At 67.2% G+C, this 25,452-nt stretch carries 23 protein-coding genes; 18 read left to right on the plus strand and 5 right to left on the minus strand.

Annotation, left to right across the window (positions count from 1 at the left end; translation table 11 throughout):
* The first annotated feature begins 2 nt into the window (after positions 1-2).
* From rsmH to lpxC, 14 genes are all read left to right on the plus strand, one after another.
* Positions 3-971, plus strand: coding sequence for a 16S rRNA (cytosine(1402)-N(4))-methyltransferase RsmH (gene rsmH, locus IMX13_RS08775; RefSeq protein WP_053516464.1), 969 nt, complete (start codon positions 3-5; stop codon positions 969-971).
* Positions 968-1,231: a cell division protein FtsL gene (ftsL, locus tag IMX13_RS08780; RefSeq protein ID WP_053516463.1), complete on the plus strand. Its 264-nt coding sequence runs from the start codon at positions 968-970 to the stop codon at positions 1,229-1,231. Before rsmH ends, ftsL begins: the two co-directional genes overlap by 4 nt.
* A complete protein-coding gene (locus IMX13_RS08785) occupies positions 1,228-3,072 on the plus strand; it encodes a penicillin-binding transpeptidase domain-containing protein (RefSeq protein ID WP_193396212.1) in 1,845 nt (614 codons plus the stop codon). The genes ftsL and IMX13_RS08785 overlap by 4 nt, the downstream gene beginning before the upstream one ends.
* The gene (locus tag IMX13_RS08790) at positions 3,069-4,568 is read left to right on the plus strand and encodes a UDP-N-acetylmuramoyl-L-alanyl-D-glutamate--2,6-diaminopimelate ligase (protein ID WP_193396213.1); all 1,500 of its coding nucleotides are present in this window, start codon (positions 3,069-3,071) and stop codon (positions 4,566-4,568) included. Before IMX13_RS08785 ends, IMX13_RS08790 begins: the two co-directional genes overlap by 4 nt.
* A complete protein-coding gene (gene murF, locus IMX13_RS08795; protein WP_193396214.1) occupies positions 4,565-5,959 on the plus strand; it encodes a UDP-N-acetylmuramoyl-tripeptide--D-alanyl-D-alanine ligase in 1,395 nt (464 codons plus the stop codon). The genes IMX13_RS08790 and murF overlap by 4 nt, the downstream gene beginning before the upstream one ends.
* The gene (gene mraY / locus IMX13_RS08800; RefSeq protein ID WP_053516457.1) at positions 5,949-7,034 is read left to right on the plus strand and encodes a phospho-N-acetylmuramoyl-pentapeptide-transferase; all 1,086 of its coding nucleotides are present in this window, start codon (positions 5,949-5,951) and stop codon (positions 7,032-7,034) included. Before murF ends, mraY begins: the two co-directional genes overlap by 11 nt.
* Before the next feature lie 2 nt (positions 7,035-7,036).
* Positions 7,037-8,353, plus strand: a complete 1,317-nt coding sequence (ftsW, locus tag IMX13_RS08805) for a putative lipid II flippase FtsW (protein WP_065175812.1) — start codon at positions 7,037-7,039, stop codon at positions 8,351-8,353.
* Positions 8,350-9,438 (plus strand): undecaprenyldiphospho-muramoylpentapeptide beta-N-acetylglucosaminyltransferase, encoded by a 1,089-nt coding sequence (gene murG, locus IMX13_RS08810; protein WP_053516455.1) that lies wholly within the window; start codon positions 8,350-8,352, stop codon positions 9,436-9,438. Before ftsW ends, murG begins: the two co-directional genes overlap by 4 nt.
* 40 nt (positions 9,439-9,478) lie before the next feature.
* Entirely contained in the window at positions 9,479-10,915 is a 1,437-nt protein-coding gene (gene murC / locus IMX13_RS08815) for a UDP-N-acetylmuramate--L-alanine ligase (RefSeq protein WP_053516454.1), read from the plus strand.
* Complete coding sequence (locus IMX13_RS08820) at positions 10,912-11,874, plus strand: D-alanine--D-alanine ligase (protein WP_065182802.1); 963 nt, start codon at positions 10,912-10,914, stop codon at positions 11,872-11,874. Before murC ends, IMX13_RS08820 begins: the two co-directional genes overlap by 4 nt.
* Positions 11,871-12,620 carry a cell division protein FtsQ/DivIB gene (locus IMX13_RS08825; RefSeq protein WP_053516451.1) on the plus strand — a complete coding sequence of 250 codons (750 nt, stop codon included), beginning with the start codon at positions 11,871-11,873 and terminating at the stop codon, positions 12,618-12,620. Before IMX13_RS08820 ends, IMX13_RS08825 begins: the two co-directional genes overlap by 4 nt.
* Complete coding sequence (ftsA, locus tag IMX13_RS08830) at positions 12,617-13,852, plus strand: cell division protein FtsA (protein WP_005408083.1); 1,236 nt, start codon at positions 12,617-12,619, stop codon at positions 13,850-13,852. Before IMX13_RS08825 ends, ftsA begins: the two co-directional genes overlap by 4 nt.
* Positions 13,853-14,013: 161 nt before the next feature.
* The gene (gene ftsZ / locus IMX13_RS08835) at positions 14,014-15,249 is read left to right on the plus strand and encodes a cell division protein FtsZ (protein ID WP_053516450.1); all 1,236 of its coding nucleotides are present in this window, start codon (positions 14,014-14,016) and stop codon (positions 15,247-15,249) included.
* Between the two features lie 188 nt (positions 15,250-15,437).
* Positions 15,438-16,349, plus strand: a complete 912-nt coding sequence (lpxC, locus tag IMX13_RS08840; RefSeq protein WP_053516449.1) for a UDP-3-O-acyl-N-acetylglucosamine deacetylase — start codon at positions 15,438-15,440, stop codon at positions 16,347-16,349.
* 281 nt (positions 16,350-16,630) lie between these two features.
* On the opposite strand, the gene IMX13_RS08845 is transcribed toward lpxC, so the two are convergent.
* Entirely contained in the window at positions 16,631-17,080 is a 450-nt protein-coding gene (locus IMX13_RS08845; protein WP_053516447.1) for a DciA family protein, read from the minus strand.
* Positions 17,081-17,092: 12 nt separating this feature from the next.
* Between IMX13_RS08845 and IMX13_RS08850 the strand changes: the two genes are divergently transcribed.
* From IMX13_RS08850 to IMX13_RS08860, 3 genes are all read left to right on the plus strand, one after another.
* Positions 17,093-18,046, plus strand: a complete 954-nt coding sequence (locus tag IMX13_RS08850; RefSeq protein ID WP_053516446.1) for a M23 family metallopeptidase — start codon at positions 17,093-17,095, stop codon at positions 18,044-18,046.
* Positions 18,047-18,310: 264 nt separating this feature from the next.
* Positions 18,311-21,043 carry a preprotein translocase subunit SecA gene (gene secA / locus IMX13_RS08855; protein WP_053516445.1) on the plus strand — a complete coding sequence of 911 codons (2,733 nt, stop codon included), beginning with the start codon at positions 18,311-18,313 and terminating at the stop codon, positions 21,041-21,043.
* A gap of 102 nt (positions 21,044-21,145) precedes the next feature.
* A complete protein-coding gene (locus IMX13_RS08860; RefSeq protein ID WP_193396215.1) occupies positions 21,146-22,099 on the plus strand; it encodes a Nudix family hydrolase in 954 nt (317 codons plus the stop codon).
* A 103-nt stretch (positions 22,100-22,202) separates the two neighbouring features.
* On the opposite strand, the gene IMX13_RS08865 is transcribed toward IMX13_RS08860, so the two are convergent.
* Together IMX13_RS08865 and metF are read right to left on the minus strand one after the other, a co-directional pair.
* The gene (locus IMX13_RS08865; protein WP_193396216.1) at positions 22,203-22,781 is read right to left on the minus strand and encodes a DUF4124 domain-containing protein; all 579 of its coding nucleotides are present in this window, start codon (positions 22,779-22,781) and stop codon (positions 22,203-22,205) included.
* Between the two features lie 40 nt (positions 22,782-22,821).
* Positions 22,822-23,649 carry a methylenetetrahydrofolate reductase [NAD(P)H] gene (gene metF / locus IMX13_RS08870; RefSeq protein WP_053516480.1) on the minus strand — a complete coding sequence of 276 codons (828 nt, stop codon included), beginning with the start codon at positions 23,647-23,649 and terminating at the stop codon, positions 22,822-22,824.
* Between the two features lie 138 nt (positions 23,650-23,787).
* Here metF and IMX13_RS08875 point away from each other — a divergent pair, with 138 nt between their 5' ends.
* On the plus strand, positions 23,788-24,345 hold the full coding sequence (locus IMX13_RS08875; RefSeq protein ID WP_065175850.1) for a DUF3228 family protein: 558 nt from the start codon (positions 23,788-23,790) through the stop codon (positions 24,343-24,345).
* Positions 24,346-24,371: 26 nt separating this feature from the next.
* Here the strand turns inward: IMX13_RS08875 and IMX13_RS08880 are convergent, their stop codons facing one another.
* Positions 24,372-24,857 carry a hypothetical protein gene (locus IMX13_RS08880; RefSeq protein ID WP_193396217.1) on the minus strand — a complete coding sequence of 162 codons (486 nt, stop codon included), beginning with the start codon at positions 24,855-24,857 and terminating at the stop codon, positions 24,372-24,374.
* Positions 24,857-25,330, minus strand: coding sequence for a Cys-tRNA(Pro) deacylase (gene ybaK, locus IMX13_RS08885; RefSeq protein WP_053516440.1), 474 nt, complete (start codon positions 25,328-25,330; stop codon positions 24,857-24,859). Before ybaK ends, IMX13_RS08880 begins: the two co-directional genes overlap by 1 nt.
* Positions 25,331-25,452 lie beyond the last annotated feature (122 nt).

Consider the following 25,452-nt stretch of genomic DNA (forward strand, 5'->3'; position numbering starts at 1 on the left):
GGATGCGCCCAGAAGCGCAGGCCGGTCACCTTCCGGTGTCGCAGTCGCCGGCGGTGCACCTGCCGGTCCTGTACACCCAGGTCCTGGACGGCCTGAGGGTGATCGAAAACGGACGTTATCTGGATGGCACGTTCGGTCGTGGCGGTCACGCACGTGGCGTGCTCACCCAGTTGGGGCCGGAGGGACGCCTGCTGGTCATGGACAAGGATCCGGAAGCCATCGCTGTGGCCGAGCGCGACTTCGCGCCGGACCCGCGCGTGTCGATTTTCCGTGGCAGCTTCGCCCAGCTGCTGCAGTGGAACGAGACGGCCGAAGGCCTGGATGGCGTGCTGTTCGATCTCGGCGTGTCCTCGCCGCAGCTGGACGTGGCCGAACGTGGTTTCAGCTTCGGCAAGGACGGCCCGCTGGACATGCGCATGGATCCGGACAGCGGCGAAAGTGCCGCGCAGTGGATCAACCGCGTCGAAGAGCGCGAGATCGCCGACGTGCTGTGGACCTACGGCGAAGAGCGGCAGAGCCGGCGCATCGCCCGCGCCATCGTTGCCCGCCGCGAGAAGCAGCCGTTCTCCCGCACGGCCGAACTGGCCGAACTGATCGCGTCGGTGATGCCCCGTGGCAAGGACAAGATCCATCCGGCCACCCGCAGTTTCCAGGCCATCCGCATCCACATCAACCGCGAGCTGGCCGATCTGGAGGCCGGGCTCGACGCGGCGGTGGAGCGGCTCAAGCCCGGCGGCCGGCTGGCGGTCATCAGCTTCCATTCGCTGGAAGACCGTATCGTCAAGCAGTACATGAACCGTCTGGCCAAGGCGCCGCCTGCCAACCGCCGCCTGCCTGAAGCGGTCGCGTTCGTGCCGACCCTGGACCTGATCGGCGGGGCCATCAAGGCCACGGACGACGAACTGGCCGCCAACCCGCGCGCGCGCAGCGCCGTGCTGCGCGTGGCCCAGAAGCGGGAGGCCGACGCATGAGCCGCCTGCTGCTGATCATTCTGCTGGCCTCCACCGTGGCCTCGGCGATCGGCGTGGTGTTCGTGCGCCACCGCCACCGGCAGACGTTCATCGAGCTGTCGCGCGCCGAGCGTGCGCGCGATGACCTGAACATCGAATTCGGCCGCCTGCAGCTGGAACAGGCCACCCTGGCCGAAGCCAACCGCGTCGACCGCATCGCCCGTGAAAAGCTGGGCATGAAGTTCCCCGAAGCCGCCGACGTAGTGGTGGTGCGCCCATGAACAAGACCGGCCGCAACCGTCCACGCAACGCCTTCAACCTGCGCCAGCGCCTGCGCTGGGTGGCACTGGCGCTCGGCCTGTGTTCGGTGTCGCTGGTCGGCCGCGCGGCCTACGTGCAGATCATCAACAGCGATTTCTACCAGCGCCAGGGCGAGGCCCGCTACCTGCGCGAGCTGCCGATCAAGACCTCGCGCGGCATGATCACCGACCGCAACGGCGAACCGCTGGCGGTCTCCACCCCGGTGGCCTCGATCTGGGTGAACCCGCAGGACCTGCTGCGCGCCCCTGACCGCATTCCCGAACTGGCGCAGGCCGTGGGCATGTCGGTGGACGAGCTGAGCAGCCGCCTGTCGCAGAAGTCGGACAAGGAATTCATGTACCTGCGTCGCCGGATCAATCCGGACGAGGCAGAAAAGGTGGTCGCGCTGAAGATTCCAGGCGTGGCCGCGCAGCGCGAGTTCCGCCGCTTCTACCCGCAGGGCGAAGCGATGGCGCATGTGCTGGGTTTCACCAACATCGACGACCGCGGCCAGGAAGGCCTGGAACTGGCGTTCGACGAATGGCTGCGCGGCAAGCCGGGCGCGAAGCGGGTGATCCGCAACCGCAAGGGCGAGACCGTCGAGAGCGATCTGCTGCGTGCCGCCGAACCGGGCAAGGACCTGACCCTCAGCATCGATCGCCGCATCCAGTACCTGGCCTTCAAGGAACTGCGCAATGCGCTGGTGGCCAACAAGGCGGCCGGCGGTTCGATGGTCATCATGGACGTGACCACCGGCGAGATCCTGGCCATGGTCAACCTGCCGACCTACAACCCGAACTCGCTGACCGGTGCGTTGCCCGATTCGCGCCGCAATCGCGCGGTGACCGATCTGGTCGAACCGGGCTCGACGATGAAGCCGTTGACCATCGCCACCGCGCTGCAGGCAGGCGTGGTGACCAAGGACACCATCGTCGACACCAATCCGGGTTACATGACCCTGGGCCGCTTCACCATCCGCGACGTGCCGCGCAACAACGGGGTACTGAACGTGACCGGCGTGATCACCCGCAGCTCCAACGTGGGTGCCGCCAAGGTCGCGGCGAAGATGCCCGACCAGACCTTCTATGACGGTGTGCGGCGCTTCGGCTACGGCTCGGTACCGCACAGCGGTTTCCCGGGTGAGTCGGGAGGTGTGGTGATGCGTCCGGGCCGTTGGTCGGGAACCACCAAGACCACCATGTCCTATGGCTACGGCCTGTCGGTCACGCCGTTGCAGATCGCCACCGCGTACTCGGCGCTGGCCAACGGTGGTCGCCTGATTGCACCGACCTTCGTCAAGGGGCAGCGCAACGAAGGCCAGCAGATCATCGACGAGAACGTCGCCAAGCAGGTGGTGGCGATGATGGAAACGGTGGTCACCCAGGGCGGCGCCAAGCAGGCGGCGGTCCTGGGCTACCACGTCGCCGGCAAGACCGGTACTGCGCGCAAGGCCGGCCCCGGCGGCTACGAGCGCGGTCACTACAACGCGCTGTTCGCCGGCGTGGTGCCCGCCACCAACCCGCGCTTCGCCACTGTCATCGTCATCAATGATCCGCAGGCCGGCAAGTTCTACGGCGGCCTGGTGTCGGCCCCGGTCTATCACAACGTGATGGAAGGCACTCTGCGCCTGATGGATGTGCCGCTGGACGACCTGCAGTCGTGGCTGGCCGCGCAGCAGTCCGGAAAGATGGGGCACTCGGCCTCGATCCTGCCGGCCCCGCCGGCCGAGACCGCGTTGCCGGTCGATGCCGCCGCCGAATTCGATGCCGCGCTGCCCAGCGCGCAGGTCCAGACGCCGCCCGCCACGGGAGGCACGCAATGAGCCCTTCGATGTTGCTTTCGCAGTTGCTTCCGGACGTGGCCCTGGCGGGCCATGATCCCGTTCTGACCGGCCTGGTGCTGGACAGCCGTGCCGTACGCCCCGGCAATGCCTTCGTGGCCATCGCCGGCTTCGGCGCACATGGCCTGGGCTTCGTCGATCAGGCGCGCGCGGCGGGCGCCGGCGCGATCCTGTTCGAGCCACCGGCACCGGACGATCTGCCCGCACCGGCCGATGCCATCGCGGTGCCGGGCCTGCGCGCACGCATGGGCGCAATGGCTGACCAGTTCCACGGTGCACCGTCGCGGGCAATGGCGATGGTGGGGGTCACCGGTACCAACGGCAAGACGTCCACCGTGCAGCTGCTGGCCCAGGCCTGGCATCTGCTGGGCACTCCCAGTGGCAGTATCGGCACGCTGGGTGCTGGACTTTACGGCGCGGTCGAGCCGACCGGCTTCACCACGCCGCTGGTGCTGCAGATGCATGCCCTGCTGGCGCAGCTGCGCGACCAGGGTGCGCGTGCGGTGGCGATGGAAGTCAGTTCACATGCGCTGGACCAGGGCCGCGTCGATGCCGTGCATTACGACGTGGCCGTGTTCACCAACCTCACCCGCGATCATCTCGATTACCACGGCGACATGGCCAGCTACGGCGCGGCCAAGGCCCGCCTGTTCCATCGTCCTGGCCTGAAGGCCGCGGTGATCAACCTCGACGACGCGTTCGGTCGCCAGCTGTTCGCCGACCTGCCGGCCGGCGTGCTGCCGATCGGCCTGAGCTCGCGCGGTACCGACGGCGCCGTCGTGCTCGCCGACGCGCTGCAGCTTGATGGCCGTGGCATCGCCTTCGACCTGGTGATCGAAGGACAGCGCGCAGCTGTCCGATCGCCGCTGCTGGGCCGCTTCAACGTCGACAACCTGCTGGCCGTGGCCGGCACCCTGCACGCACAGGGCCAGTCACTGCCGCGTATCGCCGAGGTACTGTCGGCGCTGCAGCCGATCCGCGGCCGCATGAACCGCCTTGGCGGCGAGCAGGGCCTGCCGACCGTGGTCATCGACTACGCGCACACGCCGGATGCACTGGAACAGGCACTGGACAGCCTGCATGGGCACCTGCAGGGCACGCTGTACTGTGTGTTCGGCTGTGGCGGTGAACGTGACACCGGCAAGCGCCCGCAGATGGCGGCCATTGCCGAGCGGCTGGCCAACCAGGTCATCGTGACCGATGACAACCCGCGTGGCGAGGACGGTGACCGCATCGTCGCCGACATCCTTGCAGGATTCACCGATGCCGGCGCGGTGACGGTGCAGCGCAACCGTGCGCGCGCGATCGGCCTGGCCGTGAAGCGCGCCGGTGCCGGCGACATCATCCTGATCGCCGGCAAGGGCCATGAGCCCTACCAGGAGATCAAGGGCGTACGCCACGACTTCGACGACACCGAAGTGGCGGCCGCTGCACTGGCTGCCAAGGCCGGTGTGCTGGCGGCGGAGGGTGCACGATGAAGCGCACCCTGCTGTCGCTGATCGCGCACTGGGCCGGCGGCGAGATCCACGGCGACGATGTCGCCATCGATGCCATCAGCAACGATACCCGCAGTCTTGGCCCGGGCAGCCTGTACGTGGCCCTGCGTGGCGAGCGCTTCGATGGCCATGACTTCGCCGCCGACGCGCAGGCCCGTGGCGCCAGCGCGCTGCTGGTCGAGCGCCTGCTGCCGGTCGAGCTGCCGCAGGTGCTGGTCGCCGACAGCGAACTGGCGCTGGCGAAGATCGCCACGGGCATGCAGCGCGACCGCAGCACCGAGGTCTTCGCGATCACCGGCAGCAACGGCAAGACCAGCGTGAAGAGCCTGCTGCTGGCCATCCTGCACCAGGTGGCACAGCACGCGCACAAGGTGGTCTATGCCAACCCGGGCAACCGCAACAACGAGATCGGCCTGCCACTGGCGGTGATCGATGCGCCGGAAGATGCCGACTACGCCGTCTACGAGATGGGCGCCGGCAAGCCGGGCGACATCGCCTACCTGACCGATATCGCCCGCCCGCGCTATGCGCTGGTCAACAACATCGCGCCTGCGCATCTTGAGCGGATGGGCAGTCTGCTCGGCGTGGCCACCACCAAAGGCGCCATCTACGCCGCACTGCCGGCCGACGGCGTGGCGGTGATCAATGCCGATGATGCCTACGGACGCTGGTTCGAGCAGCACTTCGTCGGCGTTCCGCCGCGCTGCCGCGTGCTGCGTTACGGCCTGGAACACACTGCCGACATCACCGCGCGTGACATCCGCGCCGGTGCGCAGGGCAGCCAGTTCACGCTTGTCTCGCCGATGGGCGAAGCACGCGTGGTGCTGGGCCTGCCGGGCCGCCACAACGTCAGCAACGCGCTTGCTGCCGCCAGCCTGGCGCTGGCTGCCGGCATCGACCTGGCATGGGTCGCCGCCGGCCTGGCCGACGCACAGCCGGTGCCCGGACGCCAGATCGCCCACCAGCTGCGCAATGGTGCGGTGCTGGTGGACGACAGCTACAACGCCAATCCCGGTTCGCTGGCCGCCGCCATCGATGCGCTGGCGGCCGCCCCGGAAGAGGGCTGGCTGGTGCTGGGTGACATGCGTGAGCTTGGCCCGGATGCGCAGTCGCTGCACGCGCAGGCCGGCGTCCGCGCGCGCGCCGCAGGGCTGAAGCGCCTGTATGCGCTCGGTCCGCTCAGTGCCGCCGCCGCCGCCGCGTTCGGCGAAGGCGGCCGCCAATTCGCCACCCATGACGCGCTGTCGCAGGCGTTGAAGGACGAGCTGCACGCCGGCGTGCGCTGCCTGGTCAAGGGTTCCCGTGGCAGCGCCATGGACACGATCGTCAAAGCGCTGCTGGCGCAAGGAGAGGAATCCCCGCATGTTGTATGAACTGGCTCGATGGTTGCAGCAGTTGGAGAGCCTGTTCGGGCTGTTCAACTACCAGACGTTCCGCGCCATCCTTGCCGCGTTGACGGCCCTGTTCCTGTCGCTGTGGCTCGGCCCGGCGATGATCCGCAAGCTTGCCCAGTTCAAGGGCGGCCAGCCGATCCGCAAGGACGGCCCGCAGACCCATTTCTCCAAGGCCGGCACGCCGACCATGGGCGGTTCGCTGATCCTGCTGACCGTCACCCTGTCGGTGCTGATGTGGGCCGACCTGCGCAACCGCTACGTCTGGCTGGTGCTGGCGGTGATGCTGTGCTTCGGCGCGATCGGCTGGTACGACGACTGGATCAAGATCGTCCGCCGCGACCCGAACGGCCTGAAGTCGCGCTGGAAGTACCTGCTGCAGTCGATCTTCGGACTGGCCGCCGGCTTGTTCCTGTTCTATACCGCCGATGTGCCTGCCGCACTGACCTTCTACATTCCGATGTTCAAGTCGGTGGCGCTGCCGCTGGCCGGCATCGGCTTCGTGACCATCGCCTACTTCTGGATCGTCGGCTTCTCCAACGCGGTCAACCTGACCGATGGCCTGGACGGCCTGGCGATCATGCCCACCGTGCTGGTCGCCTGCGCGCTGGGCGTGTTCGCCTACGCCTCCGGCAACGTGGTGTTCGCCAACTACCTGCAGATCCCGCAGATTCCCGGTGCCGGTGAGCTGGTCATCATCTGCGCCGCCATCGCGGGCGCCGGGCTGGGCTTCCTGTGGTTCAACACCTATCCGGCGATGGTCTTCATGGGCGACATCGGCGCGCTGGCGCTGGGCGCGGTGCTGGGCACGATCGCGGTGATCACCCGCCAAGAACTGGTGCTGGTGATCATGGGCGGCGTATTCGTCATCGAGACCCTGTCGGTGATGATCCAGGTCGCCTCGTTCAAGCTGACCGGCAAGCGCGTGTTCCGCATGGCGCCGATCCACCACCATTTCGAACTGAAGGGCTGGCCGGAGCCGCGCGTGATCGTGCGCTTCTGGATCATCTCCGTCGTGCTCGTGCTGATCGGCCTGGCCACGTTGAAGGTGCGCTGACGATGAACGACCTGTCCCGCCAGGCAACACGCCTCGAAGCCATCGAAGGCAGCTACGACAAGTGGCTGCTGGGTGCGATGCTCGCGCTCACCGGGCTGGGCGTGGTGATGGTGGCGTCGAGCTCGATCGCGTTGATGAGCAGCCCGTTCTACTACCTCAACCGCCACCTGGTGTTCCTGGCGATCGGCATTGTGCTGGCTGCCATTGCCGCGCGTACCGAGCTGAAGTCCATCGAGCAGTACAACCAGGTGCTGCTGCTGGGCTGCTTCGCACTGCTGCTGGTGGTGTTCATTCCCGGTCTGGGCAGCAGCGTCAATGGTGCCCGCCGCTGGATCAACCTGGGGGTCTCCAAGTTCCAGACCGTGGAAGCGGTGAAGGTGCTGTACATCGTCTGGCTGTCCAGCTACCTGGTGCGCTTCCGCGACGAGGTCAACGCGACCTGGCCGGCGATGCTCAAGCCGCTGGGCGTGGCCGGTGCGCTGGTGGTGCTGCTGCTGCTGCAGCCCGACTTCGGTTCGTCGACCCTGCTGCTGGCGATCACGGCCGGCATGCTGGTGCTGGGCGGAGTCAACATGCCGCGCATGTCGATGCCGGTGATCATCGGCCTGGTCGGCATGAGCGCGCTGGCGATCATCGAGCCGTACCGCATGCGCCGCATCACCTCGTTCCTGGACCCGTGGGCCGACCAGCAGGGCGACGGCTACCAGCTGTCCAACGCGCTGATGGCGGTGGGGCGCGGCGAGTGGACCGGCGTCGGCCTCGGCAATTCGGTACAGAAGCTGTACTACCTGCCCGAAGCACATACCGACTTCATCTTCTCGGTGACCGCCGAGGAATTCGGCTTCATGGGCACCTGCGTCATCATCGCCCTGTTCGCGCTGCTGGTCGGCCGCACCTTCTGGCTGGGCATGCGCTGCGTGGAAATGAAGCGCCACTTCTCCGGCTACATCGCCTTCGGCATCGGCCTGTGGATCAGCATGCAGACCTTCGTTTCGATCGGCGTGAACCTGGGCATCCTGCCGACCAAGGGCCTGACCCTGCCGCTGATCTCCTCGGGCGGTTCGTCGGTCCTGATGACCTGCGTGGCGATGGGCCTGCTGCTGCGCGTGTCCTACGAGCTGAAGCGTGCCGAGCGCCGCCAGGCCGTGCGCATCGGCGGCGGCGACGATGCTGCCACCGCACCGGCCGAAGAGCCGTCCGCCCCGTCCGCGGGGTCGCTGCCGATGGGCGCGGACGCGCCTGCCGGCGCGGGCCCTGCCGTGCGTGGTACCAGCCGCCTGCAGTCCCGCGTCGAACCGACTTTCGGGAGGCTCGGATGAGCGCTGCCGACCACAACGTTCGCCCGGTGATGATCCTGGCCGGTGGTACCGGCGGGCATATCTTCCCGGGGCTGGCCGTGGCCCGCGTGCTGCGCGAGCGTGGCGTGCCGGTCACCTGGATGGGCGCCGAAGGCGCGATGGAAACCCGGTTGGTGCCGCAGCACGACATTCCGATCGACACGCTGTCCATCACCGGCCTGCGTGGCAAGGGCAAGCTGGCACTGCTGGGCGCACCGTGGCGGCTGATGCGCGCGTTGCGTGCGGCCGGCATGATCATCCGCCGTCGCCAGCCGCGTGCGGTGATTGCCTTCGGCGGATTCGCCTCGGGACCCGGTGGCATGGCCACCCGCCTGCATGGGCTGCCACTGCTGGTGCACGAGCAGAACCGCGCACCCGGCATGACCAACCGCATCCTGTCGCGCTACTCGCGCCGCCTGCTGACCGGGTTCCCGGGCACCTTCGCCAAGGGTGAAGAAGCGGTGGGCAATCCAGTGCGCGCGGAGATCGCCGCGATCGCGCCGCCGGAACAGCGTTTCGCCGATCGCCACGGTCCGTTGCGCGTGCTGGTGGTGGGTGGCAGCCAGGGTGCGCGCGCACTCAACAGCGGCGTGCCGCAGGCCATCGCAGCGCTCGGTGCCGAAGTGCCGGTGCAGGTGCGCCATCAGAGCGGCGAGAAGCTGCACGCCGAAGCGGTCGAGGCCTATGCCAAGGCGGGCGTGCAGGCGCAGATCACGCCGTTCATCGCGGACATGGCCGAGGCATTCGCGTGGGCCGACCTGGTCGTGTGCCGTGCCGGGGCATCCACCCTGGCCGAGCTGTGCGCGGTCGGTGTCGGCAGCGTGCTGGTGCCATTCCCCGCCGCCGTCGACGATCACCAGACCCGCAACGCGGAGTATCTGGTCGAGCGCGGCGCGGCGGTTTTGCTGAAGCAGGACGGAACGCTGGCAGACGGCGTTGCCGCACTGCTGCGCGATCTGTCCGAAAATCCCGGCCGCCGCATGCAGATGGCGCAAGCCGCGCGTGCCCTGGCCAAGGTCGATGCCGCCGAGCGCATCGCCGATATCATTCTCGAGGAAGCTGTATGAAGAAGGCATGCCAGCGCGCCTGCCCTGCGCGAGGCCGCGCATGATCCGTCGCCTGCACGACACCAACGACCTGGTGCGCGCCTTCCCGCGCGTGCACTTCGTCGGCATCGGCGGCACCGGCATGAGCGGCATCGCCGAAGTGATGCTGACGCTGGGTTACGAAGTGTCCGGTTCGGACAATGCCGACAATGCGGCCACCCGCCGCCTGGCCGGCCTGGGCGCACGCATCATGCGTGGCCATTCGGCGGCCAATGTGCTGGGCACCGACTGCGTGGTGGTGTCCAGCGCGATCCGCGAAGACAACCCGGAGCTGATGGAGGCGCGCAGCCAGCGCATTCCGATCATGCCGCGTGCGGCGATGCTGGCCGAGCTGATGCGCTTCCGGCGTGGCATCGCCGTGGCCGGCACCCATGGCAAGACCACCACCACCAGCCTGACGGCAGCGGTGCTGAGCGAGGGCGGCCTGGACCCGACCTTCGTGATCGGTGGCCAGCTGCTGGCCGCCGGCGCCAATGCCAAGCTGGGCGGTGGGCAGTGGCTGGTGGCAGAGGCCGATGAGAGCGATGGCAGCTTCCTGCGCCTGAATCCGCTGATGTCGATCATCACCAACATCGATGCGGACCACCTGGAAAACTACGGCAACGACTTCGCCCGGGTGCAGGCCGCATTCGCCGAGTTCCTGCAGCGCCTTCCGTTCTACGGGCTGGCGGTGCTGTGCATCGACGATCCGGAAGTGGCTGCACTGGCCGCCAGGACGCCGCGCCACGTCATGAGCTACGGCATGAGCCCGCAGGCCGACGTGCGCGCCGAGAACGTGGTGCAGGAGGGCTCGCGCATGCGCTTCACCCTGCGCCTGCCGCAGGGCACCAGCCAGGAAGTGGTGCTGGCACTGCCGGGCCGGCACAACGTGCTCAACGCGCTGGCCGCCGCTGCGGTCGGTTGGCAGCTGGGCGTGGCACCGGATGCGATTGCGCGTGCGCTGGAGGCCTTCGCCGGCGTCGGCCGTCGCTTCAACGACCTGGGCGAAGTCACCACCGCCAGCGGTGCCAGGGTGCGGATCATCGATGACTACGGTCATCACCCGAGCGAACTGGAGGCGGTGTTCGCCGCTGCCCGCGGCGGCTGGGCCGACAAGCGCCTGGTGGTCGCGTTCCAGCCCCACCGCTACAGCCGCACCCGCGACCAGTTCGACAAGTTCGCTGCAGTGCTGTCCAGCGTCGACGCGCTGGTACTGAGCGAGGTCTACCCGGCCGGCGAGGAGCCGATCGCAGGTGCCGATTCGCATGCGCTGGCACGCGCCATCCGCGCCCGCGGCCGCAGCGAGCCGGTGGTGGTGGGCAAGGCCGCCGAGCTGGCGAGCGTGCTGCCGGACGTGCTGCAGGATGGTGACCTGCTGCTGATGATGGGGGCCGGCGATATCGGCGCCGTCGCCACCCACATCGCAGTGGAAGGCTTCAAGGCGGAGGGCGAGGCGTGAGCACGCTCACCTTCCCGCCGCTGCGCAGTACCGACCCGGCCGTGTTCGGCCGCGTCGCCGTGCTGCTCGGCGGTACCTCCAGCGAGCGCGAGGTGTCGCTGGACTCCGGCCGCAACGTGCTGGAGGCGCTGCAGTCGCGCGGCGTCGATGCGTTCGCCGTAGACGGCATTCCGGCCCTGGCCCGGGCATTGGCCGGCGGCGGCATCGATCGCGTGTTCAACATCCTGCACGGCCACAACGGTGGCGGAGAGGATGGCATCGTGCAGGGCCTGATGGACGCCTTCGGCGTGCCGTACACCGGCTCGGACGTGCTGGGTTCGGCATTGAGCATGGACAAGATCCGCACCAAGCAGGTGTGGCTCTCGGTCGGTTTACCCACCCCGCAGTACCGGAAGGTCACTGCCGAGACCGTCCACGCACAGGCGCGCGAGCTGGGCCTGCCGGTGGTGGTCAAGCCGGCCAACGAAGGCTCCAGCGTGGGCATCAGCCGTGTGACCGACGAAGCAGGCCTGGACGAGGCGGTGGCGTTGGCCGCGCGCTACGACGGCCAGCTGCTGATGGAGCAGATGGTGGTCGGCGACGAGCTGACCGTCGCCATCCTTGGCGACGTCGCACTGCCGTCGATCCGCATCGTGCCCAAGGGCCAGTGGTACGACTACAACGCCAAGTACATCGCAGAAGATACCCAGTACCTGTGCCCGGGCCTGGACGGCGAGGCCGAGGACGAGATCCGTCGCATCGCGCTGGCCGCGTTCCGCGCCGCCGGCTGCCGTGGCTGGGGGCGCGTGGACGTGATGCGTGACCGCGCAAGTGGCCGCTTCTTCCTGCTGGAAGTGAACACCGCGCCGGGCATGACCAGCCACTCGCTGGTGCCCAAGGCGGCCCGCCAGGCCGGCATCGGCTTCGAGGAGCTGGTGTGGCGCGTGCTTGAACAGACCCTGGAGGCTGGCCACGCATGAACGCGGTGCTGCGCATCTTCGTCTGGCTTCTGGCGCTGTCGGTGGTGGCACTGCCGGTGGTGGCCGTGGTCAATGGCTGGGTCGGCGCCGAGCGCTGGCCGCTGGCGAAGCTGCGCGTGCACGGTGAATTCAAGCGCGTGCCGGCCGAGCAGCTGCAGCAGGTGCTGTTGCCGTATGCGCGTGCCGGGTTCTTCGCGGTCAAGCTGCAGGATGCGCAGGACGCACTGGAGAAGCTGCCGTGGGTGGAAAGCGCGCAGGTGCGCAAGCAGTGGCCTGACGTGCTGGAAGTGACCCTGGTCGAGCACAAGCCTTTCGCCCGCTGGGGCGAGGGTCGCCTGCTGTCCGAGCAGGGCAAGCTGTTCCCCACGCCGAAGAAGCTGGCCGACCTGCAGCTGCCCGAGCTGGATGGCCCCGACAGCCAGACCGAGGAAGTGGTCAAGCTGTACAACGATTCACGCGCGCTGTTCGCGCCTGCCGGCGTCGACGTGCGCCGGCTGACCATGGATGCGCGCGGCAGCTGGTCGCTGGTGCTGAGCAACGGCACCGAAGTGGTGGTAGGACGCGATGACGCCCGTTCGCGCCTGCAGCGCTTCGTGCGCGTGCTGCCACAACTGGCCAACCAGGCTGCGCCGATCGAGCGCGCCGATCTCCGCTACACCAATGGTTTCACGCTGAGCTGGGGCACCCCGGCCGCGCCGGCTGACGCGCCGGCGACCCCGGCAAGAAGGACGCAGGAAAGGACATGAATCGCAAGGGTGACAAATCGCTGATCGTCGGCCTGGATATCGGCACCTCCAAGGTGGTGGCGCTGGTGGGCGAGTATTCGCCGGGCAATCCGATCGAAGTGATCGGCATCGGATCGCACGAGTCGCGCGGCCTCAAGCGCGGCGTGGTGGTGGACATCGAATCGACCGTGCAGTCGATCCAGCGTGCGGTCGAAGAGGCCGAGCTGATGGCCGGCTGCGAGATCCGTTCGGTCTACGCCTCGATCTCCGGCAACCACGTGCAGTGCAAGAACTCGCCGGGCATCGTGCCGATCCGCGATGGCGAGGTGACCTGGGGCGACCTGGACCGCGTGCTCGACGCTGCCAAGGCGGTGGCGATTCCGGCCGACCAGAAGATCCTGCATGCGATCCCGCGCGAGTACGTGCTGGATGATTCGCAGGAAGGCATCCGCAACCCGGTGGGCATGACCGGTGTGCGCCTGGAAGTGCATGCACACCTGGTGGTGTGCGCGCAGTCCGCCGCCGCCAACATCAGCAAGTGCGTGCAGCGCTGCGGCCTGCAGGTGGATGATCTGGTGCTGTCCTCGCTGGCCTCCAGCGTGGCGGTGCTGACCGCCGACGAACGCGAGCTGGGCGTGGTGCTGGTCGACATGGGCGCAGGCACCACCGACATCGCAGTGTTCGTGCAGGGCGCGATCTGCCACACCGCATCGCTGCCGATTGCCGGCGACCATGTCACCAACGACATCGCGCACATGCTGCGCACGCCGACCCCGGAAGCCGAGCAGATCAAGGTGCGCTATGCCTGCGCCCTGGCCCAGCTGGCCACTGCCGAGGAGAGCATCCAGGTGCCGTCGGTGGGTGATCGCCCGCCGCGGCGCATGCCGCGCCATTCGCTGGCGCAGGCAGTGCAGGGCCGCTACGAGGAAATCTTCGAGATGGTGCAGGCCGAACTGCGTCGCTCCGGCTTCGAAGAGCTGGTGCGCGCGGGCATGGTGCTCACCGGCGGTGCATCGAAGATGGAAGGCGTGGTCGAGCTGGCTGAAGAGATGCTGCAGATGCCGGTGCGCGTGGGCATTCCGCAGCACGTCACCGGCCTGGGCGAAGTGGTCGGCAACCCGGTGCACGCCACCGGCGTGGGCCTGCTGCTGATGGGCAGCCAGATCGAGCATCCGCGCCGGCCATCGCTGCCGACCGGGCGCGCCGGCAGCATGTTCAAGAAACTCAAGACCTGGTTCCGCGGCGAGTTCTGACGCGGAACCCGTAACGCCGGGCATCGCCCGGATGCAGCACCCGCAACACAACGCAACACCGGCAACACACAACCCACACAGCCGCAACGGCGGCATGCAGCAGGACGGCAGGACGCCCGAATGCCCATGCCATCGAAAGCGGATACAACGAGGACACGGACATGGCGCATTTTGAACTGATCGAAAAGATGGCACCCAATGCGGTGATCAAGGTGGTTGGCGTGGGCGGCGGCGGCGGCAATGCCGTGGCGCACATGGTCAACTCGGCGGTGGACGGCGTGGAGTTCATCACCGCCAACACCGACTCGCAGGCCATCAAGAATTGCGGTGCGAAGCTGCAGCTGCAGCTGGGCACCAACGTGACCAAGGGCCTGGGCGCAGGCGCGAACCCGGAAGTGGGCCGCCAGGCCGCCCTGGAAGACCGTGAGCGCATCATGGACGCCCTGCAGGGCGCCGACATGGTGTTCATCACCGCCGGCATGGGCGGCGGCACCGGCACCGGTGCGGCGCCGGTGGTGGCGCAGCTGGCCAAGGAAATGGGCATCCTGACCGTGGCCGTGGTCACCAAGCCGTTCCCGTTCGAAGGCCGTCGCCGCATGCAGGTTGCGCTGAAGGGCATCGAGGAACTGAGCCAGCACTGCGACTCGCTGATCACGATTCCGAACGAGAAGCTGATCACCGTGCTGGGCCGCAACGCGACCATGATCCAGGCGTTCCGTGCCGCCAATGACGTGCTGCAGGGCGCCGTGCAGGGCATTGCTGACCTGATCGTGCGTCCGGGCCTGATCAACGTCGACTTCGCCGACGTGCGCACCGTCATGTCCGAAATGGGCCTGGCGATGATGGGTACCGGCACCGCCCGTGGCGATGACCGCGCCCAGGCTGCCGCCGAAGCGGCGATCCAGAACCCGCTGCTGGACGATGTGAACCTGGCCGGTGCCAACGGCATCCTGGTCAACATCACCGCCGGCGCCGACTTCACCATGGCCGAGTTCGACGAGATCGGCCGCACCATCGATGGCTTCGCGTCCGAAGATGCCACCGTGGTGGTCGGTACCGTGCTGGATCCGGACATGCAGGACGAAGTGCGCGTGACGGTGGTGGCTACCGGCCTGAACCGCGTGTCGGCCAGCAAGAGCCAGCGTCCGGGCGAGCGTGCGCCGATCAAGCTGGTGCGCAATGCCACCACCGGCCAGCCGGAGTTCGGCGAGTTCGACACGGGTGGCGACGCGGTCTCCAAGGCCGTGGGCGGCATGGGCCTGGGCCTGCGTCGTGCCAGCAGCGATACCGCGGCAGCCTCCACCGCGTCGGCCCCGGCCTCTTCGGCCCCGGCGGCGGCGGAACTGCCGAACGATTACCTGGACATCCCGGCGTTCCTGCGCCGCCAGGCGGACTGAGCGGAGCTGCCCGGGGCTTGTCCTCCCCGGGTCGCGCCACCATGTCCTGAAGTGCGGGCGCCGGGCCAGGATAGGCCCGGCGGCCCTTCACGCGTGTCCCACCCGCGCGCCGGTGTGTCCTGCCGCCGTTTCAGCCGGGGTAGGGGAGTGCGCGTGTTAATCTAATGTGTCACTTCCGGTCTGCCCCCATGATCCAGCAACGCACCCTCAAGAACACGATCCGCGCCACCGGCGTTGGCCTGCACAGCGGGGACAAGGTCTACATGACCCTGCGCCCGGCACCGGTCAACCACGGCATCGTGTTCCGCCGCGTGGATCTGGATCCGGTGGTGGAAGTGCCGGCCAAGGCGGAGCTGGTCACCGAAGTGACCCTGTGCACCGGCCTGACCTGCAACGACGCCAAGGTCCAGACCGTTGAACACCTGATGTCGGCTCTGGCCGGCCTGGGTGTGGACAACATCATCGTCGAGCTGTCCTCGGCCGAGCTGCCGATCATGGACGGTTCGGCCGGCCCATTCGTGTTCCTGCTGCAGTCGGCAGGCATCGTGGAACAGGATGCGCCCAAGCGCTTCATCCGCGTGCTCAAGACCGTGGAAGTGACCGAGGGTGACAAGGTGGCCCGCTTCACGCCCTACGAGGGGTACAAGCTGGGCTTCACCATCCAGTTCGACCACCCGATGATCCCGGCCAAGCAGTCACGCCAGGAAATCGAATTCTCCACGCTGGCGTACACCAAGGAAATCTCCCGCGCGCGCACCTTCGGCTTCATGCGCGACCTGGAGTACATGCGTGAACGCAATCTGGGCCTGGGCGGGTCGATGGACAACGCCATCGTGCTTGACGAGTTCCGCGTGCTCAACGAAGACGGGCTGCGCTACGCCGACGAATTCGTGCGCCACAAGATCCTTGATGCGATCGGCGACCTCTACCTCGCCGGTGGCCAGGTGCTGGGCGCCTACGAGGGCTTCAAGTCCGGTCACGCGCTCAACAACAAGCTGGTGCGCGCGCTGATGGCCGATGCCAGCGCGTGGGAGTGGGTCAGCTATGACTCGCCGGCGGTACCGGATCCGGTCGAGTACGCCACCCCGGCCTACGCCTGATCCACATAACGCTTTGAATTAAAAGGAAAAAACGCCGCCTCTCAGGGCGGCGTCCGCATTTCTGGAGGCTGCGATGGATACGACGCAGCAGGTGACGCGACTGTCGGTCTGTCGTCACGGTTTCGTGAACCTGTTGGATCGGAAGCCTGAATTTAACGTTGTTTTAACAACAATCTAACGACAGGTCCACCGGGGACCGCTAGGATGCGACCCGGCCCCCGAAATGTTTCACGCTGCGGTGACACGCGCGACGGGGAGCGGAGCAGGAGGCTCCGTTGTCCTCAGGACCGCTTCTTCGGCTTCGAAGGAACATCCTGCAGGGCTGCCAAGGCGTCGCGTAGCCCTTTGTGCGTGGCGGCTGAAACTGCGTGGGGGCCATTCCGGTTGTCGATCGCTGGGGAGCGTGAGGGAGTGGTGGACGCAGTCTTGATGGTCACCCTGGTGGCCTTCAGCCCGATGGACCGGGCCGCGTCGAGAAGCTGGGCCTCGGCAAGCCGGAACTTGGCATGCCAGACCGGGGACTCGACGAGAAAAACGAGGTGTTCCCCGTCCACATTGGCCAGCCGGCAACGGCTGCGCAGAGGTGGCGGCAACTGGGGGCGCAACTGACGGTCCAGCGCGTCGAGCCACAAGGCACGCCGCAGCGGGTTCCCGCTTTTGTCCGCCATTACCGCATCCAGTGCCGGTTTCGGCACGGAAGCGGGGCGAACGCTGGATTTCGGCTCAGACATGAAAACTCACTGATGGCATTCAAAAAGATCGTAATCAAAACGCGTGAAGGTCAGGCCAAATCGGCGCTCACGCGTTTGCGGTTCTATTTCGAGGACCGCCCCCGTGCCCTGCTGGGCAGCGTGCTCGGGGTAGGCTGCATTATCGGCTTTGCAGGCGGAATCGGCGCCAACGCGTTCAACGATTCGCGGCTGCAGGCCAAGGTCGACCGCCAGGAGGCTGAACTGGCCAAGGTCCAGCGCGATGCGCAGACCCAGGTCAACGCGCTGGCGGCCCGCCTCGGCGAGCTGCAGGCGCAGGCCACCCGCCTCAACGCCCTGGGCGAACGGCTGACCCAGATGGGCAAGCTGGAAGATGGCGAGTTCGACTTCAACGAAACTCCCGGCCTGGGTGACGGCGATGCCGGCGGCCCGACCTCGGACATCCCGGTCAAGGATGTCAACGCCGACTTACAGGTGCTGGAGCAGCGTTTCGCTGCTTCAGGCCGCCAGCTGTCGGTGATGGAATCGCTGATGTTCGATCACCAGCTGCAGCAGAACGCCGTGCCTTCGCGCATGCCGATCCGCAACAGCTATGTCACGTCCGGCTTCGGCACCCGTGCCGACCCCTTCGGCCGCGGTGCCGCCACTCACAAGGGCATGGACTTCCACGCCCGGGTCGGCGATCCGGTCATGGCCGTGGCCGATGGCGTGGTCAGCTTCTCCGGCGTCAAGGGCGGCTACGGCAACGTCGTTGATGTCGACCATGGCAACGGCTACGTCACCCGCTACGCGCACAATTCGCGCCTGGTGGTGAAGGTCGGCGATCTGGTCCGTGCCGGCCAGGAAGTGGCCAAGGCCGGTTCCACCGGTCGCTCCACCGGCGCCCACGTGCACTTCGAGGTGTGGGAAAACGGCAACGTGGTCAACCCGCGCAAGTTCCTCGGCGACGGCGGCAACACGCCGGTCGGCCGTATCAGCCGCGGCTGATTCCAGCGCCGGGCATGGCCCGGCGCCACCCTCCTTGGGGTCGGATCCTTTCGCCACGGCGAAAGGGATCTGACCCCTTTGCTCAACCCCGGTTTGCCGGATCCGGGCCGATCACGCCGCACGGGACGCTTGAAACCCCTCCCGGCCGTCCCAAGCTACAATGGGTGTTGCCATCGACAGGGCGCCAAGCGCCCTGTTTCGTTTGCGGCGGACGGATTCCCCAGGGAAGGCCGGGCGTCGTGTCCATCCAACCCGGTTCCTTCAATGATCAACAGCCTGCTTACCCGCGTATTTGGCAGTCGTAACGAACGACAGCTGCGCCAGCTCAACCGCATCGTCGCCAAGATCAATGCGCTGGAGCCGGAGATCGAGAAGCTTTCCGACGAGCAGCTGCAGGCCAAGACGCCGGAGTTCAAGCAGCGCATCGCCGGCGGTGAGGCCCTGGACAAGGTCCTGCCGGAAGCATTCGCGGTCTGCCGCGAAGCCGGTCGCCGCGTGCTCGGCATGCGCCACTACGACGTGCAGCTGATCGGCGGCATGGTCCTGCACCTGGGCAAGATCGCCGAAATGCGTACCGGTGAAGGCAAGACCCTGGTGGCCACGCTGCCGGTGTACCTCAACGCGCTGGAAGGCAAGGGCGTGCACGTGGTCACCGTGAACGACTACCTGGCCCGCCGCGATGCCGCGCAGATGGGCAAGCTGTACAACTGGCTGGGCCTGAGCGTGGGCGTGGTGTATCCGGGCATGCCGCACAGCGACAAGCGCGAAGCCTATTCCGCCGACATCACCTACGGCACCAACAACGAATTCGGTTTCGACTACCTGCGCGACAACATGGCGCTGTCCAAGGCCGATCGCTACCAGCGCGGCCTGCATTACGCCATCGTCGACGAAGTCGACTCCATCCTGATCGACGAAGCACGCACCCCGCTGATCATCTCCGGCCCGGCCGACGATTCCCCGGAGCTGTACATCCGCGTCAACCGCATCGTGCCGAACCTGGTCAAGCAGGAAGTGGAAGACGGCGAGGGCGACTTCTGGGTCGACGAGAAGGGCAAGCAGGTGCACCTGTCCGAAGCGGGCATGGAGCACGCCGAACAGCTGCTGGTCGAGGCCGGCATCCTCAACGGCGACACCGAAGGCCTGTACGCGGCGCAGAACCTGACCGTGGTCCACCACCTCAACGCCGCCCTGCGCGCACACGCCATCTACCAGCGTGACGTGGACTACATCGTGCGCGATGGTGAAGTGGTGATCGTGGACGAGTTCACCGGCCGTACCCTGGCCGGTCGCCGCTGGTCCGACGGCCTGCACCAGGCGGTGGAGGCGAAGGAAGGCGTGCCGGTGCAGCGTGAGAACCAGACGCTGGCCAGCATTACCTTCCAGAACCTGTTCCGCATGTACAAGAAGCTGTCCGGCATGACCGGTACGGCCGATACCGAAGCATTCGAGTTCCAGAGCATCTACGGCCTGGAAGTGGTGGTGATCCCGACCAACCGCCCGACCATCCGCAAGGACAGCCCGGACCAGGTGTTCCTCAACCGCAAGGGCAAGTTCAACGCGGTGCTGGCCGACATCGAGGAATGCGCCAAGCGCGGCCAGCCGGTGCTGGTCGGTACCACCTCGATCGAAACCTCGGAAATGCTGTCCGAGCACCTGCGCAAGGCGGGCGTGAAGCACGAAGTGCTCAACGCCAAGCAGCATGACCGCGAAGCGACCATCGTCGCCAATGCCGGTCGTCCCGGCGCGGTGACCATCGCCACCAACATGGCCGGTCGTGGTACCGACATCGTGCTCGGTGGTTCGCTGGAAGCCGAGCTGCATGCGCTGGGCGAAGATGCCACCGATGAACAGAAGGCGGCGATCAAGGCCGACTGGCAGCAGCGCCACGAAGCAGTGAAGGCGGCAGGCGGCCTGCACATCGTCGGCACCGAGCGCCATGAATCGCGTCGTATCGACAATCAGCTTCGTGGCCGTTCGGGCCGCCAGGGCGACCCGGGTTCGTCCCGCTTCTACCTGTCGCTGGAAGACAACCTGATGCGCATCTTCGCCTCCGACTGGGTGCAGAAGGCCATGCGCATGATGGGCATGAAGGAAGACGACGTCATCGAAGACCGCCTGGTCAGCCGCCAGATCGAGAAGGCGCAGCGCAAGGTCGAGGCCCACAACTTCGACATCCGCAAGAACCTGCTGGACTTCGACGACGTCAACAACGACCAGCGCAAGGTCATCTACGCCCAGCGCGATGAACTGCTCGACGCCGAATCGGTGAAGGAGAACGTCGATGGCATCCGCGACGACGTCGTCTTCGACATCGTTGCGCGCTTCGTGCCGCCGAACTCGGTGGACGAGCAGTGGGACCTGCGTGGCCTGGAAGCGACCCTGGAGTCGGAGTTCGGCCTGCAGATGTCGCTGACCGACCTGGTCAAGTCGCACGAGGAACTGGACGCCGAAACCATCGCCGCCAAGGTGCAGGAGCGCGTCAACCAGCACTTCGCCGAGAAGGAAGCCAGCGTCGGCGACGAGACCATGCGCGCGCTGGAAAAGCATGTGATGCTGACCGTGCTGGACCAGAGCTGGAAGGAGCACCTGGCACGCATGGACTACCTGCGCCAGGGCATCTACCTGCGGGGTTACGCGCAGAAGCAGCCGAAGCAGGAGTACAAGAAGGAAGCCTTCGAGCTGTTCTCGGACATGCTGGAGAACGTCAAGCGCGAAGTGGTGACCCTGCTCGCCCGCGTGCGCATCCGCAGCGACGAGGAAGTGCAGGCACTGGAAGCGGCCGAGCGCCAGCAGGTCGAGGCACGCCTGCGCCAGTCGCAGTTCCAGCACCAGGACGCCGGCGGCTACAGCGCCGACGAGGAAGCGGCGCAGGTGCAGGCCGCGCAGCAGGGCGTGGCCCAGGTGCAGCGCGAAGAAGCCAAGATCGGCCGCAACGATCCGTGCCCGTGCGGCAGTGGCAAGAAGTACAAGCACTGCCACGGCCAGCTGAGCTGACCGGCCAGAGAGCCCCGCGAAAGCGGGGCTCTCCCGTTCTGGGGCAGGAAAGTACGCGATCCGCGATTGCGCCGGTCCCCCTGTTGTAGGCATGCTCCCTGCATGCCTTCCCCCACCCGATCGATCCATGTCGTGGCGGCCGTCATCACCGACGCCCGTGGCCGCGTGCTGCTCAACCGTCGTACCGAGAACCGCGACATGGCCGGCCTGTGGGAGTTCCCCGGCGGCAAGCGCGAAGCGGGCGAAACCTCCGCGCAGGCCCTGGTGCGTGAACTGCGCGAGGAACTGGGCATCGAAGCCGAGGTCGGCGACTGGATCATGGACGTGCCACAGCGGTACCCGGACAAGCACCTGACGCTGGAAGTGCGGCACGTCCGCAGCTGGAAGGGCACACCGCGCGGTCGCGAAGGCCAGGCCATCACCTGGGTCGCGCAGGACAAGCTCGGACGCTACTCGATGCCGCCGGCCGACCTGCCGGTGGTGGCGGCACTGCGCGAGCCCGACTGCTACCTGGTCACTCCTGCACCGGGTGAGGACGAGGCCGGTCAACGGCAGTGGCAGGAACGGCTGCAGCGCGCGGTCAGTGACGGCCAGCAGCGCATCCAGCTGCGCCTGCCGCTGCAGCATCCTCGCCGTCAGGCCCTGATCGAGCAGGCGCTGCGTGCGCACCGGCGCGGGGTGCAGTGGCTGCTGAACCGCGATATCGAACTGGCGCGCTCGCTGGGTGTCGGCGTGCATCTGGGTAGCGAACAGCTGTTGTCCTTGCAGGCGCGACCGTTGCCGGATGGGCAGCTGGTGGGAGCCTCCTGCCACGATCTTGAGCAGCTGCAGGCCGCACAACGGCTGGGATGCGACTTCGCCGTGCTTGGGCCGGTGCAGGCGACCGCCAGCCATCCCGAGGCAACGCCGCTGGGCTGGGATGCGTTTGCCGCCCTGCGTGCACAGGTATCGCTGCCCATCTACGCGCTGGGTGGGATGGCACGCGGCCAGGTCGCCGAGGCGCGCCGCCATGGTGGGCAGGGCATCGCCGCCATCCGCAGCCTGTGGCCGGAGTAGAGCACGCTCGCGGGGTCAGATCCCCGCGCAGCCGGGCTCTGCCACATTGCCGAGATCCGGGATCGGAGCCCTTTCCGCTGGAAAGGGATCCGATCCCGACCGGTCACAAGGTGATCCAGAAACAACCGTACTGACGCCGCAGTCCCAGCACGGTCGCGGCGCGGGTGGCGCTGCCAGGCAGCGTCTGCTCAAGCCGCAGGCCTACGGGATGGCGCGACGTGGAGGGCTCGGGCGCGGATCCGGCCAGTGCAGGATCCTCGTCCTGGAGAAGGGCCTGTGCCTGCTGCGGATAGACCGGCACGACGTCCACCAGTGGCCGCCGCGCCAGCGACTCCAGCTGGCCGAGGATGCGCTGCGCGCCCGCGTCGGACACCGCCCCCCAGAGATAGAGTGAGGACAAGCGGTTCACGTCGTTGCCGGTGATGCCGGTGCGCAGGGCCTGTACCAGCTCGCTCAGGCGGCGCGGGCAGCGCGCCCCCAGCGAGTCCTGCGGCAGGTGGTTGCCGGCAGGAGCGGGAGGTGGCAGCCGTGATCGCGCGCCGATGCTGTCGCAGGGCCGGTCGGTGTAGACGCTCTGGCCTTGTGCATCGGTGCAGCGGTTCAGGCGCGAGGCCTGGCCGTGGGCAACGCCGGGCGCAGCGGACAGCAGCAGCGGCAGCAGCAGGAGTGAAATGGATCTCATCGACGCAGGGTAGCGCCGAATGCACGCGTGCAGCGTGCTTTCAGCCCTGCAGCAGTTTCAACACGGCCGTTGTCGGCTTGGCCAGGTTCAGTGTGTAGAAGTGCAGGCCCGGCGCGCCGCCTTCGATCAGGCGCTGGCACAGCTTGGCCACCACTTCGGCGCCGAATGCACGCACCGATGCCGCGTCATCGCCGTAGGCCTGCATCTTGCGGCCGATCCAGCGCGGGATCTCGGCGCCGCATTGCTCGGAGAAGCGGCGCAGCTGGCTGAAGTTGGCGATCGGCATGATGCCGGGCGTGATCGGCACGTCCACGCCAAGCCGGCGCACTTCATCCACGAAGTGGAAGTAGGCGTCGGGGTTGAAGAAGTACTGGGTGATCGCCGCGTCGGCGCCGGCATCGATCTTGGCCTTGAAGTGCTTCAGGTCGGCCAGGGCATCGGAGGCCTGCGGATGTGTTTCGGGGTAGGCACCGACCTCGATGCGGAAGGCATTGCCATGTTCGGCACGGATGAAGGCGATCAGTTCGGCGGCGTAGCGCAGGTCGCCAGGAAAGCCCATGCCCGAGGGCAGGTCACCGCGCAGTGCGACCAGCCGGCGGCAGCCGATCGCGCGATACAGCTTGAGCAGCTCGCGGATTTCCTGGCGGGTGCCGCCGACACAGGAGAGATGAGGCGCCGCCTCGAAGCCGTGGTGCTGGTTGAGATGGCGCACGGTCTCGGAGGTGTAGCTCAGGGTCGAGCCACCGGCGCCGAACGTACAGGACACGTACTCGGGCGCGTAGTCCTTCAGCTTCGCCGCGGCACGGTCGAGCTGGCTGCGCTGTTCGTCGGTCTTGGGCGGATAGAACTCGAAGCTGATGGCGGTCATGGCACGGGCGATGGCGGCGGGTGCGAACCAGTATATCGCTTCATCAAGATGGATGTGCAATTAATGTGTGAAGCGCCTGCCGCGAAGGGGGAAGGGCGGGTACCCTGTGCCACTGAATTCCTGATCACGCCGCACACCATGTCCATCGTCCTTACCGATTTCGCCCGTCCCCGCCTGTTCCCGCGCGTGCCGCGCGGCAACACCATCCAGGACTGCACTGCCGAGCAGTTCGAGGCGTATCTCAACGCACACGCACCGCTGAAGGTGCTCGACGGCTACGCGCCGTTCTGCAAGCTGTTCGTCTACGAGAACTGGACCAGCACGCGCTGCCTGACCGTGCCGGTCACCGACGCCAACCGCCACCTGCTGCGCAGCGGCTACGAAGCGCGCAACCGCGATGAGCTGCCGGTGCTGGTGCGTTGGTTCGAAGGCGTCGAATCGCCGCGTGCGAACTACCTGGTGGTGATCCTGTACAGCGCCGAGCAGCTGGCCAAAGAGGGCTCACCGATCGATGCGGACTGGGGCATCGTCGGCTGCATCTACACTGCCGAACCGGAGGAGGTGCCGATGGCGCCGATCACGATGATGCGCAATGCGCTTGGTGTGGAGGAGGGCGGTTCCGGCGTGCCGCTGGACCGTGAGGCCTACCAGCGTTCGGTGGCGTTCTGGGAGAACAACGCCAACTGGCGGCCGTAAGCCCGGTCACGTGCGTCCGGCCGCGCTCAGCCGGAAAGCCATTCCCACCACGGGTAATGGTATTCGCGGTCGATTGCCTGCCAGTGCTGGCCGCAGTGTGCACAGGCGACCGTGTGGCAATCGCCCCACCCATCCTCGGCCTCCTGCAACGAGAGCAGCTGCATGTGGCCCTCTTCGATCAGGCGCCGGGGATCGAAGAACGGGTAGGTGGGGTTGAGCGCGCACAGGCAACCCTCGTGCGCCTTCCAGTAGCGCAATCGTCGCAGCGCCGCCTTCAGGTGCGCCTGGTTGCTGACCAGCATGCCGCCGAGTTCGACGGGCTGGCAGTGTCGCTCGATCAGGTCGGCGTGCGATGCCAGAGCTTCCAGCGAGGAGGGGGTGAACAACCGTGCAACCGTACGCGCGGCGTCGGTGATGCGGCTGGCGTCGCGCGACAGCAGATCCTGCAGCAGCACGTCGGCCTGTGCATCGTCGAGCCGGGGTATCGGCGCTGCGGACCACGGCCAGCGCATCAGCGGGCCTTGCCGATGGCGGCGTAATGGCCGGCCGTAAGGCGCAGCAGGTCGGCCGGCGCCAGTTCCACTTCCAGTCCACGACGCCCGGCGCTGACATGCAGGCTGGGCAACACCTGCGCACTGGCATCCAGGAACGTGCGCAGGCGCTTCTTCTGCCCGAGCGGGCTGATGCCACCGACCACGTAGCCGGTGGCGCGCTGGGCGGCGTCGGCAGCGGCCATCTCACACTTCCGGCAGCCGGCTGCTTCCGCCAACGCCTTCAGGTCCAACTGGCCGGCCACCGGCACGATCGCCACCAGCAGCTCGTGGGTTTCGGTGCTGGCCAGCAGGGTCTTGAATACCTGTGCCGGATCGAGGCCCAGCTTGTCGACGGCCTCGCCACCATACGATTCGGCGTGGGCATCGTGCACATAGCTGCGCACGGTGTGGGCGATCTTCTCGCGCTTGAGCAGGGTGATGGCCGGAGTCATGGGTGCATCGTAGCGTGGGGCGACGCGGCTGCCTTGACCGAGGCTGTTGCCATGATCTGGTAGCGCCGGACCATGCCCGGTGGCGTGGAGATCGTATTGCCTGCGTGTCGATGAGCAGGCGC

This window comes from Stenotrophomonas sp. B2 (genome assembly GCF_014947095.1).
Classification (GTDB): domain Bacteria; phylum Pseudomonadota; class Gammaproteobacteria; order Xanthomonadales; family Xanthomonadaceae; genus Stenotrophomonas; species Stenotrophomonas maltophilia_P.

Excerpts from the sequence above, each read along its gene's own strand:
- murC (WP_053516454.1), top strand. The coding sequence starts at position 9,479 with ATGATCCGTCGCCTGCACGACACCAACGACCTGGTGCGCGCCTTCCCG.
- IMX13_RS08850 (WP_053516446.1), top strand. The coding sequence starts at position 17,093 with ATGGCATTCAAAAAGATCGTAATCAAAACGCGTGAAGGTCAGGCCAAA.
- murG (WP_053516455.1), top strand. The coding sequence starts at position 8,350 with ATGAGCGCTGCCGACCACAACGTTCGCCCGGTGATGATCCTGGCCGGT.
- IMX13_RS08785 (WP_193396212.1), top strand. The coding sequence starts at position 1,228 with ATGAACAAGACCGGCCGCAACCGTCCACGCAACGCCTTCAACCTGCGC.
- IMX13_RS08825 (WP_053516451.1), top strand. The coding sequence starts at position 11,871 with ATGAACGCGGTGCTGCGCATCTTCGTCTGGCTTCTGGCGCTGTCGGTG.
- IMX13_RS08845 (WP_053516447.1), bottom strand. The coding sequence starts at position 17,080 with ATGTCTGAGCCGAAATCCAGCGTTCGCCCCGCTTCCGTGCCGAAACCG.
- metF (WP_053516480.1), bottom strand. The coding sequence starts at position 23,649 with ATGACCGCCATCAGCTTCGAGTTCTATCCGCCCAAGACCGACGAACAG.
- IMX13_RS08860 (WP_193396215.1), top strand. The coding sequence starts at position 21,146 with ATGCCTTCCCCCACCCGATCGATCCATGTCGTGGCGGCCGTCATCACC.
- rsmH (WP_053516464.1), top strand. The coding sequence starts at position 3 with ATGCGCCCAGAAGCGCAGGCCGGTCACCTTCCGGTGTCGCAGTCGCCG.
- secA (WP_053516445.1), top strand. The coding sequence starts at position 18,311 with ATGATCAACAGCCTGCTTACCCGCGTATTTGGCAGTCGTAACGAACGA.
- ftsW (WP_065175812.1), top strand. The coding sequence starts at position 7,037 with ATGAACGACCTGTCCCGCCAGGCAACACGCCTCGAAGCCATCGAAGGC.
- mraY (WP_053516457.1), top strand. The coding sequence starts at position 5,949 with ATGTTGTATGAACTGGCTCGATGGTTGCAGCAGTTGGAGAGCCTGTTC.
- IMX13_RS08865 (WP_193396216.1), bottom strand. The coding sequence starts at position 22,781 with ATGAGATCCATTTCACTCCTGCTGCTGCCGCTGCTGCTGTCCGCTGCG.
- IMX13_RS08875 (WP_065175850.1), top strand. The coding sequence starts at position 23,788 with ATGTCCATCGTCCTTACCGATTTCGCCCGTCCCCGCCTGTTCCCGCGC.
- ftsL (WP_053516463.1), top strand. The coding sequence starts at position 968 with ATGAGCCGCCTGCTGCTGATCATTCTGCTGGCCTCCACCGTGGCCTCG.
- lpxC (WP_053516449.1), top strand. The coding sequence starts at position 15,438 with ATGATCCAGCAACGCACCCTCAAGAACACGATCCGCGCCACCGGCGTT.
- ftsZ (WP_053516450.1), top strand. The coding sequence starts at position 14,014 with ATGGCGCATTTTGAACTGATCGAAAAGATGGCACCCAATGCGGTGATC.
- ybaK (WP_053516440.1), bottom strand. The coding sequence starts at position 25,330 with ATGACTCCGGCCATCACCCTGCTCAAGCGCGAGAAGATCGCCCACACC.
- IMX13_RS08790 (WP_193396213.1), top strand. The coding sequence starts at position 3,069 with ATGAGCCCTTCGATGTTGCTTTCGCAGTTGCTTCCGGACGTGGCCCTG.
- IMX13_RS08880 (WP_193396217.1), bottom strand. The coding sequence starts at position 24,857 with ATGCGCTGGCCGTGGTCCGCAGCGCCGATACCCCGGCTCGACGATGCA.
- ftsA (WP_005408083.1), top strand. The coding sequence starts at position 12,617 with ATGAATCGCAAGGGTGACAAATCGCTGATCGTCGGCCTGGATATCGGC.
- murF (WP_193396214.1), top strand. The coding sequence starts at position 4,565 with ATGAAGCGCACCCTGCTGTCGCTGATCGCGCACTGGGCCGGCGGCGAG.